The organism is Paenibacillus sp. J22R67, assembly GCF_059692175.1.
Genome location: NZ_JCAUAX010000011.1, coordinates 197,194 through 210,937, shown reverse-complemented (window position 1 = coordinate 210,937; position 13,744 = coordinate 197,194). Strand labels below are relative to the sequence as shown.

Here is a 13,744-nt window from a genome sequence, read left to right as displayed (position 1 = left end):
GCTAAAAATGTTGTACAACGTACAACATAGCTATGCAGCTAGGCGACGAACCTACCTAGCGCTGAATTCAGTCATGATTGCGCTGCTCCCAGCGATCACTCCCGACTGAGTTCAGCCACAGATCGGCTGAGGTCCAGCACATACGGAAGCCGCTCTTCCTGCTTCGTCAATTCGATCAAATAACGATCGCCTTCAAGCTCAGTTACGACGAGCTTGGCCGAAGCGATGTAGCGCGAGCCACAGTTTTTGTTAGGGTCATAGATCAGCGCCTGCATGAACAGGACGGTGTTCGCCACATCCACCCGTTGGATTAAGGTGGTTCGATTCCCGCTTGGCGGATTATCTGGCGTTATCGCCGAGTAAACATCCGCTGGTTGTGAGCACCAGGTCAGCTGCTCCAGCGAGCCTGTGCGCATTTGATAACTGAAGGAGCGCTCGCCGGCAAGCAAACGCCGCTTGTGCTTCAGCCATTTCTGATCTAGCGTGCCGAGTCGTTCATCTGTAGGCGTCCAAGACGCAGCTTCAGCATGGCATATCTCACCGCTGAAGTGAGTGTTCAAATGCACATCGCGGCGCTCGGGCACCGTCACGCTAACGATATCCAGCAAGTGATCCTCGGCCAGCACGTTAATACGTCGGATTTGTACCCCGTTGTAAGCTTCCGTGTCCCATGGACTAAGCTCTGGCGGCAAAATAATACGATCCTTCATATAAAAATCATCCGCAAGCCAGTCTACTGCCGTCTCCACCCAAACGCCCCATGGCTGCTCGGAGAGTTGAATCAAGTTTCCGTCACGAGGAGGCTGATCAGCCCCGGCAATACTAACCGTATTGTGCGAATAAGTGCGCTTAAACCACCCATAGTGCGCAGGGATGCCATAAGCGGTGGTCCCTGGGTCTACGAATAAAGGAACGCTGCCGCAAACGACCGATAACCCAAGCCGATCCATATGATCATGCTCGCCCCCGAAGCGGCTGTGCTTGATGATCGCTTGCCAACCGGTATGGTTAACTAGCTTTGTTAACCCGCTTGCAGGAAGCGATTGCGTCCGGTGCGCTGTGTCCCACAAGGAAATGCCATTCCCTTCTGCCGGCTCAAGGCACCGCCCAAACATCAAAGCATATACGGAGTCTCTATTGACCGTCTTTACATCTATAAACTGCTTATCCGCCCATACTGTCCCATATGCCGTATTCAGCAATGAGCGGTAAATGTCATCGCCATAAATATCAAGTGCAATTTCGTAATAGCGCGTATACGTCCCTAAGTTGTGACCCAATCGCGCGTCATTCAACGTGGGCATATCGCCACTCGGTAGCGCAGCATGCAAAGGAAAGTCAAACATCGCCTTCAACGCCTTATTTCTCCACACATCCCACTGCGTTCCTTCTGCGATTAGGGCATAATGCAGCAGCGATTGAAAAGCATAAAAGTGATAGTGGACATTGCCTTCATACCATAATCCATCTTCAAAAATGCCACGCGCAATTTGGTCCAGAAGGCCGAATTCCCCCTCAAGTCCCTCTCGAATTATCTCATCGTCGCCAAGCAGGATTCCGATAGATGCAATGGCAGAGGTGATCAGCACAGAATGATTATGAATCTGCTTCTCCTTGTGCTCGATGAGGAAACGAGCGCACGGTTCCAGCAAACCTCTGCCAATGAGTGTTTCTTCTTCCGGAGTCAAGAATCCCCGAATAGCCTCAAAACCCATGGCAAGATCAGTGATCCAATGCGCCTCATCCAGCGTCTGAGCAAACAATTTGCCTGGGCCATTGTACGGAATGTCGCCGTGTGTCTGGTAAGTCTCATAGTGGTTCGCATAAGCCATGAGATAGGATTTCACCCTGTCGATACGCTGTGTATCCGGCTCGATCAAGGTTAATAACGCCATGTGATAGACAGCGTGTCCTATTTGCGTATGAGCTATCGATGTCCATGCGGAATCGAAAGGTTCGCCGGTTCGCTCCTTGCCGCAGGTCGGACACCGATGGCTGAATGGGAGATCCCACTGAAAACTTAACTCAGTCCCATCTTCATGACAGTAATAATAGTGAGTCCACTGCCCGTGTTCGTTAACTCGGATCGTATACGTAATGCGTGAAGCTTCTTCCGCTTCCTTTCGCAGCAGCGTAAGCGCTTCACGAAACTCCGGCTGTCCCGCGTTAGTGCGGAGCCGTTCCAGCCGTTTCATATCCATGTCTGTTCCTCCCCGCTATCCTTTTAGCGATCCTGCCGTCATTTGCATAAACGATTTATTCGCCAGCATATATACAACCAGCAATGGGAGAATCGATAGGCATGCTCCTGCCAGCATATAGTGGGTTTGCACCGCAGCAGATGCCCCGTACCTGAGATACGATAATCCTACTGTCAATGTTTGAAGTTTAGGATTCGTCATTGTAAACACAAGCGGTCGTAAATACTCATTCCAAGCTCCGCAAAAAGTAAACAAAGCCCCTACGCCCAACCCGGGACGCATCAATGGCAAAATAATTCGCCAGAAGATGCCGCCGCTAGAGCAGCCGTCAATGCGCGCAGCCTCATCTAATTCCCGGGAAATACCCTGCAGAAAGCTAAGCAGGATAAAGAAAATATACGCATGCCCGCTCACCAGAATGAGCACGACTCCCCATAAGCTCGTGTGCAGATGCAGCTTGACCATCAGCTCAAATTGCGGCCGAATGACGACCGCACCGATAGAAATGAACATCGTTGAGGCTTGAATGCCGACGAAAAGCGCTTTGCCTGGGAACTTCATCCGATCCACGACGTATGCTGCCATCGACGCGACAATCAGTGTTCCTAACGTTGTCATACCGCTCAAGAATAAGGAGTTCCACGTAAACCTCGCGAAATTGGCCTGCACCCAAGCTTCCTTATAGTTCTCGATGTGCCAGGAGGAGGGGAAGATGGTTCCCCCTTTTGTAATCTCAATATTGGACATGAACGAACCCAGAAAAGTCACGATGACTGGAAAAGCAATCAGGATAGCGGTGACCAGCAAAAAGATCCAGAGCAGCACGGCGCCGCTTATTTTTCCAACTGAAAAAGATCGGGTTTGTTTCTTGATTTGAAGATGAGATATCGTTTCCCTAACTTCCATAATGCCAGCTTCCTCCCCCTATTGAAGTTTGTTCAGACGTCTAGACATCGCATGATAAGCGAGTGTAATGATGCCTACAATAACGGCCGTAACGAAACCGACCGCGCTGCCGTAGCCGAACTGTTGATCCGTAAGGCTCCCGGAAGCGGTTGGGAAAAAGAGCTTGTATACGTACAAATACATAACTTCTGTCTTGCCAACTGGCCCCCCCTCCGTCAGTACCATGATGCTTTCATACCCTTTCAGCGAGTTGATAATCGCCAGCATGATCACAATCTGCAGCACAGGCCCTAGCATCGGAATGGTTAAGTACCAGAATTGCTGCCATTTATTCGCGCCGTCCAGAGACGAGCTTTCATACACATCGTTTGGAATATTTTGAAGACCGGCCAGAAACAACAGCATATAGTTGCCCACAGCTCCCCACACGGCGATAATGATCGTCGTCAGCAAGGCGTGCTTAGGCCCTAGCCAGTCGATTCTTTCAGAGATGATGTGAAACTTCAGCAAATATTGATTCAAGATCCCGTTATAGGAGTTGAAAATAATGAAAAACACAACGGCCATCACAGCTGAGCTAATAATCGTCGGCATGAAATAAATCGCTCTGAGCCAGTTGCGCCCCCGGAGCTTTGAATTAAGAATAACGGCTAGAACTAAGCATAAGGGCAGCGTAATCATGAGCTTACCGCCTGCATAGATGAACGTATTTATAACGGAATGCCAATACTCCGAATCCTGAAAAAGCCTTCTGAAATTGTCCAAGCCAATAAATGTTGCTCCACCAAAGCCTTTATAGTCATAAAACATATAACGGATTGCCCATGCAATCGGATAGACGCCCAGCACCATGGTCAGTAAAAAGCTCGGAAATAAAAACAAATATGAAAACCCGATCTGACGAGTCCGGTTCATCCCTTTTCCTCCTGTAACATCTGTTATTAGCGAGTGAGAGTGGAGTAAGTCACTCCACCCTCGCGGTATTGGCTATAGGCTACTTGGCCATCAATTTCATTGGATCAAAGTTTGGATTTGGCTGTACCTTCACAGTTCCTTTGGCCACGGCTTTATCAAGAGCATCGTTATAGCGTTTGTTCACATCCTGGATCGTTTGATCAAGGTTTCCGCCGCTCACCATGTATTTGAAGAAAGCATCGAAGTATTTCATGCCTTCAACTGTCACGGTAGGCTGCAGCGGCCATGTGCCGTCGTTACCGATCGGAAGGAAGCCTTCAATCCCTTTAATTTCCGGTTTTTTCGCTGCGGAAGAGATGGATGGCACCATGGATAATCCGAAACCTTTTTCATGGTACGTTTTGAGTACATTATCGTCATACATGAACTGCATGAATTTCCATGCTTGGTCCGCATTTTTGGTCGTGTTGCTGATGGATAACCATTGACCGCCTAAGAAGGAAGTAGCGCCTTTGATCGTGCCGTCAATCGTTGGCACCGGTGCTGCTGCCCACTCCATTTTGGCAGGGAACTGATTCGCATACACACCTGGCTCCGAGGAGAAGGAGATGTACATCCCGATTTTGCCTTCCGCGAATTGCGCGCGCAGCGGATCAATGTCCAGCGACTCCATACCTGGCAGTGTACTGCCGTCATCGACCATTTGCTTAAACGATTGAATGATGTCTTTATAGCCTGTGAAATCGAACTTCGCAGTTTTAAAATCAAACCCAAGCCCGCCAAAGCCGCTTGCTTCCGCAATCACGCGTGCCGAACGGCCAAGCGCGCTTTCCGGGCTCTTGAAGTTGAGCGCAAAACCATAGGAGCCTGATGCTTTGCCGACCGCCGTGATTTTCTTCGCGTCCTCAACCATTTCTTTCAATGTTTTCGGAGGAGCGGTAATGCCCGCTTTCGTGAATAGCTCTTTGTTGTACACGAGGCGCAGCGTTGATCCGTAGTTCGGGAGGCTGTACATTTTACCGTCAATGCGGTTGAAGTCGTCGATGACTGGAAATTTCTTCTTGATATCATCATTCAGGTACGAATCGATTGGCTTCAGGTAACCCTTTTGCGCAAACGGCTGAATCGTATTTTCCTTCACACGAATAATGTCAGGCGCTTGGCCAGAAGCGAAGGCTAGATCAATGGCTTGGTTGAAATCCTCTGTTTTGACGACCATCTCGACTTCGATGTTATCCTTGTTCGTGTCGTTGAATTGTTGTACAACGCTTTTGATATAGTCCATATCATGGCGGTCGCCGGTCCAGTAAACGAGTTTTGTTTTATCTTTCTTCACTGGCGCTGCGCTGGCTGCACCTTCCGCAGGTTTCGTAGATGCCGCAGGACTGGAAGCTGCGTTGTTACCGCTGCTGCACGCTGCCAAACTGCCTGCGAGTAGTACGCTTAATGTGACCGTCCCTAATCTTTTTACCATGTGTAAGCCTCCCTTTGTTTGAACACGACGTTGTTGCTTCTTGCTTTCGGAAACGTTTCTCTTTACACTTTTTATACTAAAAGAATTCGATCGATCTGATAATGTGGTGGGCTCATGAACGAGGGCAGGTTTTTCTACATCTTGCTGCGGCTTGCGTACTGCGAGTTACATGCGAGAAAAAGCCTGCGCCTCCCGCGAGGCGAGGCCTCCAACGATGTTTTTCATCGTTGTGGCGATGGAGCCGCGTTTCTCGCTCCCTGTAACGATGTTTTCCATCGTTACATGCGAGAAAAAGCCTGCGCCTCCCGCGAGGCGGGGCCTCTAACGATGTTTTTCATCGTTGTGGCGATGGAGCCGCGTTTCTCGCTCCCTGTAACGATGTTTTCCATCGTTACAGGCGAGAAAAAGCCTGCGCCTCCCGCGAGGCGAGGCCTCCAACGATGTTTTCCATCGTTACAGGCGAGAAAAAGCCTGCGCCTCCCGCGAGGCGGGGCCTCCAACGATGTTTTTCATCGTTGTGGGGATGGAGCCGCGTTTCTCGCTCCCTCCAACGATGTTTTCCATCGTTACAGGCGAGAAAAAGCCTGCGCCTCCCGCGAGGCGAGGCCTCCAACGATGTTTTCCATCGTTGTGGGGACGCAGCCGCGTTTCTCGCTCCCTCCAACGATGTTTTCCATCGTTACAGGCGAGAAAAAGCCTGCGCCTCCCGCGAGGCGAGGCCTCCAACGATGTTTTTCATCGTTGTGGGGACGCAGCCGCGTTTCTCGCTCCCTGTAACGATGTTTCCATCGTTACAGGCTAGAAAAAGCCTGCCCCTCCCGCGAGGCGATCAAGAACTCTAAAACAACAGGCAAGCCCTCACTGAGAAGACTTGCCCAAAGACATCTCCTTAAACTCCGTCGGGGTCAAACCGGTTTGCTTCTTGAACACCTCGCTGAAATAGCGCCTATGCTCGTAACCAAGCTGCTGCGCAATCTCTTGCACTTGAAAATCCTCAATGAGCATCGCTTTGGCACGCTCGATCTTCGCTTGCGTAACGAACTGCTGAAAAGCGGTTCCCGTAACCTTTTTAAACAGATTAGAATAGTACCCCCAGCTCAGATTAGCCTGCTTCGCACAATGCTCCAAGGTCAAATCCAAATACAAATTCGCTTTGATATACTCCGCTGAACGGTAGATGATCTTCTGCGACTCGCTAGTGCGCTCCTGATGAATCATGCCACAACCAAGCTCACAAAGCTGTATGAACCACTCTTGATACTCCAGCAAATCCGCCCCGCTATCGCTTCGGATCGCATGCATTTTCGCCTCGAATGCCGATAGACTGGCCCGCGGGAATTTCTCACAGAGCACGCGCAGCATACGCAGTACAAGTCCTTGCAGCAAGCGCTCCACGACGCCAGGCTCTGGGCGAACCTCAGATTTGCCCATCTCCATGAAAATATCCCTGATCCAGGACAAACATTTCTCCACATTACCGGAGCGAAACGCGAATAAAAATTCATTTTCACTATCTTCGGTATAAATCCATTGCGCCGGCAATTCGGAAGAATCCGCGTTAAAGCCGAATGCCCCGTTTCCACCCGTATAGAAATGATAAGACAATGCGCTGAGCGACTGCTGATAGCTCTTGGGCAGCTCCTGCACGGTAGCGATTTCCAAGCCTATACCGATGGAAATGGTAAACTTCGTATGCCTCGCAATATTGGCGCAGCACTTGTCCGCAATCGCAATCGGAGGCTCACTTTCCGGCCTATTCAGGATGCAAATATACCGGTTAAAAGCTTCGCGAAAAACAACAGCTGTCGTAGAGAAAGCAATCGTCTCTTCCACAATATTTTGCAAGGAGAAACGGGCCAGCTCCAGCTCTTTTACCGGAACTTCGCCGTATTTATCCGTAAATTGATCAATCTGAATCGTCATTACCACAAATGGCGGCTTCAGCGCATGAATATCCAGAAAGCTCGATCGCTTCGCCAATTCAGCTTCACTCGTCTGATGATGAACAAGCAGAGATAAATATTCCTGCCGCAGAGCCGGCATGCTTTCTTTCATTTTCTGCTCTAAGGCGAGGACATGGATACGGTTCAAATTTTCCTGCTCCCACACCTCTTTGGCTTTGACAACGACTTTGATAATCTGATCGATGGAAAAAGGCTTCTTCACGTAGTCCAATGCACCATATTGGATCGCTTTCTGCGCATAATCAAAATCCGTGTAAGCGCTAAGAATGACAACCTTACTATTGGGCAGCACCTCTAGAATAGAGCGCGTCATCTCTAAACCATCCATTTTCGGCATTCGAATGTCCGTTAAGATAAGATCTGGCAGGCTCTTGCGAATGACTGCCAAACCTTCCTCTCCATTGGTCGCGCTGCCCACGATTTCGATTCCGTGCTCCTGCCACGCAATTTTGGTTGTAATCATATCGACAACACTGCGGATGTCATCAACCACACACATTTTAACCAGTCGACTCATGAAACTCCTCCTCACTTCCATAGCAGGGCAGCCATAGCTCAATACAGGCTCCGCCCCGATCATTATTCGTAATCTCCATTCGCTGCCTATCCCCGTAATACAGCTGCAATCGCGTGAAAATATTGCGCAGCGCGTAGCCATGCTTAGACGTCGTCGTAGAGGTCATGGCCTGCCGAAGCTTCTCCGGAACAAGTCCATGCCCGTTGTCTTCCACAGCGATATGGAGCCAGTCCCCGTCTGTTCGAATCGTCAGTCCGATTTCCCCGCCGGAGGTCATATCTTTAAATCCATGCAAAATGCTATTCTCAACCAACGGTTGAATCATTATTTTGGGCACCAAGCAAGACAGCAGTGCTTCCTCCACTTCAATGCGGCATTCGAATAAGTTCTCATACGACCTTTGCTGAATCGCCAAATATTGGCGCACATGTTCCAGTTCGTCACCCAGTGTGATTACGTCTCGTCCTCCGCTCAGGCTTAATTGGAACATTTGTGACAACGCGAGAATCATTTCATTCACATCGTCATTTTCCCCTAGGACTGATTTGCAATAAATCGTATTGAGCGTATTATAGAAAAAATGCGGGTCCATCTGGGCCGACAACGCCTTGATTTCCGCCTTCCTTTTATCGCGCTCGCGGTTTTTGACATCCTCAATCAACTGCTTGATCTCATCGAGCATCCGGTTAAAACGGAACCCTACCTGCGACACTTCGTCCTTATATGCGCTTTCAAAACGAACCGTCAGATCATTCTCCTCCACTTTTTTCATCAGTTTTTGCAGTCTGAACAAAGGTTTCAGCAGCAGTTGGGTTAAATTGTTTGCGATAAATAAAGAGACAAGAATGAATCCAAGAATAGTATACGTCGTTGCTTTCTTAATATTGGTCAGCTTGGCCAGAAGGTCATCTTTCGCCTGAATAGAGACCATCATCCAATCGTCCTTCACATCAAGTCGTGAATAGTTCACTAAGAAATCCTTGTTATCATGACTATAGAAAAAGGAGCCTTTCCTCTCATCGCTGAACTGCGCCATGAAGGCAGGGTCCCGATTAAAGCTCCCTTCCCCCGTTTGATCCCCGAAAATAACGGACTCGCCGGCAGCGTCGATAAACGCGTATCTTTTGTTCGTTTTGGACAAATTGGCCATATACAGATCGCGCAGCGCTTCTTCCTTCACATTGACCACCACATACACATTGGTCGGCTCATAGCCCATAAAGGAGTATTCGCTTACGCCCTCTACAACGAGCGAAATCACCTTTTGATTCCCTGTGAAAAACGGGTCGACATGCCCTTTACTCCAGAACCCCCGATTCAACTTCTGAAAATGCTCATACATCTCAGACTGATAAAAGGAATTGGTCGTATTTCGCACGCTGGAGGTCGGGTAAAAATCGCCTGTCGGCGTAGCGATCAGGATGCTATCGATCATCGAATCATTAAATTTAACTTGGGAAAAAACGTACTGCAACGCGGTCAGCGACTTATAGTAGCTGCTGGTGTCTCTATTCTGAACATCCTTCATTAGCTGCTTGAAGGCATCGTTGAACATCAGGGCTCTGATGGCGATTCCGATATTTTTCAGCCTTTCGTTCACGATTTGCGAAGATTGATTCACCGTATCTTGACTGGATTGAAGCGCACTCTGCTGAATCTCCTTGGATGCGATTAAGTATGCGATACTGCCCGTTGCCATCAGTCCTAACGTAATCAGCACGACGAACGTTAACCAAATTCTTTGCTTCAAAGAAAACGAATGAAATAGGCGTGGAAACAGCGACCACAATGTATTCATAGGCGGCTTAGCACCTTTCCTGTTGCGTGAATATAGACTCTACCTATTTTATTATAGAGCAGGATGACATTGTTCGACATGTGCAAAATTGCAGATGAAGGGCAGCTTTTTCTATGTTCATACGCAAAAAAGCCCCGCTCGCTGTTTGGCGAAGGAGGCTTAACCTTATACAGTAGCTTTGCGGCTGCGGATCAGCTTTTCTACCGCTTGTGTGCGGTTTTTCACTTCAAGCTTATGAAAAATCGCCGTAAGATGTTTCTTGATCGTAATCTCGCTTAGAAAAAGATGCTTGGCAATTTCGGCGTTCGTCATGCCTTGAATTAACAAATCAGTGATTTTGCGCTGTATATCCGTTAGCTGTACCGGTGGAGGCTCTACTGTCGGGTCATTCTCAATGAACTCGCCCATCCCAAGCTTCAGCATCATTTTTCGCAGATACGCTTGCAATTTATGTCCTCTCGTATCGGTTGTGAAGGTGTGCGTCGGCGTAACCTGATCATAATCGTAGTGGACGACAGACGACATTTCGCAACCTAAACGGTGATGGATTTCTGTAGAAAACGGAATCGGAGGCGGAGATCCGGCGACAAAGCCGCCAGTAAGCAGCAGCGTGATGAAGTAATGTCCCGTGTCCGCTAATAAGCTCACATCGTCATAGCTTACTACATCAATGGTTTGTATGTAGTAACCGATAGACGTCTCGGATGGCACAGCAAATTCGTCCAGTTGTTCCTGGGACAAACTGCGAAAATATGCCGACGAAAGCGGCTTGTTTAGTAGGTAGTCAATCGTTGAGCCATTGATCGGAATGACAGCTGTTAAGCCGACAACTTCCCCTTGCGGCTTGCGCAGCAGCCGGACGGTGCCTGGTCCCAGCTCGGCAAGCTCCCGCAAATGCACATGCTTGAGATTAAATAGATTTTGCTCACGGGTAATAACGAACTCCCCGGTTTGATTCGTGGTGCCGTCGACATAAGGAATTCGGTACTCTTGGGCAGTCTCGTAGCGACGCTTGATGTATCGCTCGGCATCTGCCAAATTCGCTTCGTCCATCGGCTCCAAATAGTTGGCAGCGGTGTCTTGATTGAAAAACTGCCGAATAAGCTCATCCCCGAAATAGTGGAAGAAATCACTGGCTTCGAGCGAAATATCGTAGTTCTTCCCAATACTCCGAATCGTTCGATGATAATAATACATCATGCATCTTCGCCTCAAAGTCGCATAGTAGTCAGGCGACCTTGCACTAAACTCTTGGCTGAAGGCCGAGCGAACCAAATCATGAAGCAGCCATCCCCGCTTCACTCTTCTGACAAACGACAATTCGGTAAGCTGCTGAAATTGCTCCACAGTCACCGGCTCTTCTAACACATGAGCAAGTGTCTCCTGATTAAAATGCTTTAACACGGAAGCCGCTTCCACCATTTTGCGCAGGGCAGGCTGAGTAACCTCTTTTAACCATTGCTTCGTAATTAAAGGCAGCACTTCAACCTCCTGCAGGTGAATGAGTTCTCGTATGGAGGCAGTTTGAGCGGTTAAAGAGAGCGTCAGCGGATGCCCCTTTGTTTGGTTCCAAATCCAGTAAACCGTATTTTCATCAAGTATCGATAAGTTATGTAAGTAGGCTCTGACGTCTGTAAACGACAGATCCGAGAGCGGCATCTGCATCGTACTCTGTCGCCATGCAGCGGACAATTTCCATGCGCCCTGCAGAGCATAACGACCTGAAATCACAATACAAATAGAAGGATGCAGCTCTTTGATCAAATGTTCCCGTAGCCAGTGGTCAAGCTCACCCATCTCTTCGTAAGTATCGAAGGTTAAAACCAATCTATGCTCAGCCGCCGCTCGATTAAATAGTTCAATGCTTTCTACGGTGGAAATGGGTTTATTAGGTATGGAGACGATTTTGCCGACAAGTCGCTCTAATAAGTGAACGAGATGATTACATAAAGAGGAGGGGTTATGTACGATATCACGGCTGTCCAGCGAAATCATCTGAACACTTTGTTTGGCAGCGATTTGCCGAAACTCATCGATCAGGAAGCTTTTGCCAATACCACCTGTGCCGTATATGTTCAGCAATCGAATGCCTGAGTGAGTCCTCTGCAAAAATTCGTTAAACATCTGTAATTCCCGCTGTCTGCCCACGACCGATCTGCCGTTTATTTCCACCATCGCTACCCACCCATTTAACGTTAGAATTTTTATACGATGGTATCGTACCAAAATATACCATTGGATAGTAGTGCCAATATTCCTATTGATATATCGTTAGTTCACATGCCATGCACCTGAGTGCGGAGTTTGGAAGAAGTAAGTGAGATGAAATGTGTCTGGGAAAACGTGGTTAGAAAATAATCAACAATTGGTGGAGGAGAGCTCATGTCTATGCGTCTTCAGCGAAAAATGATTTCCTTATTGGCCGTCTTTATTTTGGCGTTCTGTTTCGTGCTGCCCACCCCGCGCGCTCATGCGCAGGTCCAAATGCAATATTTCTTTATTGGAGGCAGTGATCCTTATTTGGTAGCTGGCGCAGATATTGGTTTCAGCTATAGCGATGATAGCGCCGTTGGAACGAAGATTAAATCTTTTGATATTTCTTATTCTACAGATAACATTAATTGGTATGACGTGCTAAATCTGCAGTACACCCTGCCTAACTCCCATTTCCGACTACCGATCGATCCTTCCATCACCACAGTAAGAATTCGAATTAATGTGCATTATGTCCCCATCCTGGGCTCCGACACTTATTTGGAACGGACCGAAGGGCCCTTCAAGGTCATGCAGCCGGGGGAAACCAGCGATTTCCAAGCTTCCGCCAATGATGACGGCTCGGTGACACTCACCTGGAACGATAACTCCAACATGGAATCTTCCTATGTGATCAAACGCGATGGTCCTGATGGCACCAAATATTTTAATGTGCAAAATACAGCGGGTGATTTCGGGCCTATGGCAACCATTGATAAAGCGACGAATAAAAATAAAAATACGTTATATGCCTATACCGTTACGCCGGTTATTGATCAGTACACGCTGCCGGACAATGTCAAACCTGGTATGGAGACGGTCTTCATTTGGAATAAAGCCCCTCGTGACGGCCTAGTTATTGTTGATAAAATTGATCCTGTCGTTCAAATCCCTGTTCTGGTTGGTAAAAATAAAGTGATTACCAAGGTTTCCGTCATCGACCTTAAGCCGGCCGTAGGCGTGAAGATCCCCGATGGACTGGGGCCGATCATCAAAGGCGGCACGCAAGGCGACGCCGGTCAGCCGAGTATCGAGGCGCTGCTCGAAGAGGCAGTCAAAGGCTCCAGCGATTGGGCCAAAGCTGATCTCAAGCTGGCCATCGCGGCTTCGCTCACGACACCGTCGGTGCTTGGCAACTATCAGCAGTCTATCACTCGCGAGCAGTTCGCCGGCATCGCCGTGAAGCTCTATGAAGCGCTCAGCAGCAAGCCGGCTGCAGCGGCTTCGCCGAATCCGTTCACGGATACGGTGAACGTCGACGTGCTGAAAGCGTTCCAGCTGGGCATAGTCACGGGTGTATCCGCGACCAGCTTCTCGCCGGACGCGAGCATTTCACGGCAAGAGCTCTGCGTCATGCTGATGCGTGCTGTGAAGGCGGCGAAGCCTGCCGCCATACTGAACATCAGCAGCTCCGGCGGCCTTGCCGACAGCGACTTAATCGCGCCGTGGGCGCTCGATGCGGTCCGATTCGCCGTCAACCACGCCATCATGAATGGCGTGGGCGGAGGGCGCATGGACCCGCTTGGGAGCACGACGCGCGAGCAGGCGATCCTTCTCGTCAAGCGGACGTTTGACGCTTATAAATAAGGTGCCGGAATTCTCCCGTTCGGCGCTAATGATGAGTAATTCACCTGTTCGCCTCAGCGGCTGAGATAGATGGAAAAACTACCGTTAATCTACGCTGCTCAGTGGCAGGGAGGAATAGCGGTAGTTGCT

8 protein-coding genes are annotated in these 13,744 nt (G+C 49.0%); 1 reads left to right on the top strand and 7 read right to left on the bottom strand.

Features of this window, described 5'->3' with window-relative positions:
• Positions 1–95: 95 nt before the first annotated feature.
• From AC58VC_RS31270 to AC58VC_RS31240, 7 genes are all read right to left on the bottom strand, one after another.
• Complete coding sequence (locus AC58VC_RS31270; RefSeq protein WP_497374699.1) at positions 96–2,201, bottom strand: heparinase II/III domain-containing protein; 2,106 nt, start codon at positions 2,199–2,201, stop codon at positions 96–98.
• A 15-nt stretch (positions 2,202–2,216) separates the two neighbouring features.
• On the bottom strand, positions 2,217–3,107 hold the full coding sequence (locus AC58VC_RS31265; protein WP_497374697.1) for a carbohydrate ABC transporter permease: 891 nt from the start codon (positions 3,105–3,107) through the stop codon (positions 2,217–2,219).
• 18 nt (positions 3,108–3,125) lie between these two features.
• Positions 3,126–4,022 carry a carbohydrate ABC transporter permease gene (locus AC58VC_RS31260; protein ID WP_497374695.1) on the bottom strand — a complete coding sequence of 299 codons (897 nt, stop codon included), beginning with the start codon at positions 4,020–4,022 and terminating at the stop codon, positions 3,126–3,128.
• 79 nt (positions 4,023–4,101) lie between these two features.
• Complete coding sequence (locus AC58VC_RS31255; protein WP_497374693.1) at positions 4,102–5,496, bottom strand: ABC transporter substrate-binding protein; 1,395 nt, start codon at positions 5,494–5,496, stop codon at positions 4,102–4,104.
• A gap of 858 nt (positions 5,497–6,354) precedes the next feature.
• Positions 6,355–7,977 carry a response regulator gene (locus AC58VC_RS31250; protein WP_497374691.1) on the bottom strand — a complete coding sequence of 541 codons (1,623 nt, stop codon included), beginning with the start codon at positions 7,975–7,977 and terminating at the stop codon, positions 6,355–6,357.
• The gene (locus AC58VC_RS31245; protein ID WP_497374689.1) at positions 7,961–9,775 is read right to left on the bottom strand and encodes a cache domain-containing sensor histidine kinase; all 1,815 of its coding nucleotides are present in this window, start codon (positions 9,773–9,775) and stop codon (positions 7,961–7,963) included. The genes AC58VC_RS31250 and AC58VC_RS31245 overlap by 17 nt, the downstream gene beginning before the upstream one ends.
• A gap of 165 nt (positions 9,776–9,940) precedes the next feature.
• Positions 9,941–11,950 (bottom strand): response regulator transcription factor, encoded by a 2,010-nt coding sequence (locus AC58VC_RS31240; protein WP_497374687.1) that lies wholly within the window; start codon positions 11,948–11,950, stop codon positions 9,941–9,943.
• Positions 11,951–12,157: 207 nt separating this feature from the next.
• On the opposite strand from AC58VC_RS31240, the gene AC58VC_RS31235 reads away from it, so the two are divergent.
• On the top strand, positions 12,158–13,615 hold the full coding sequence (locus tag AC58VC_RS31235; RefSeq protein WP_497374685.1) for an S-layer homology domain-containing protein: 1,458 nt from the start codon (positions 12,158–12,160) through the stop codon (positions 13,613–13,615).
• Positions 13,616–13,744 lie beyond the last annotated feature (129 nt).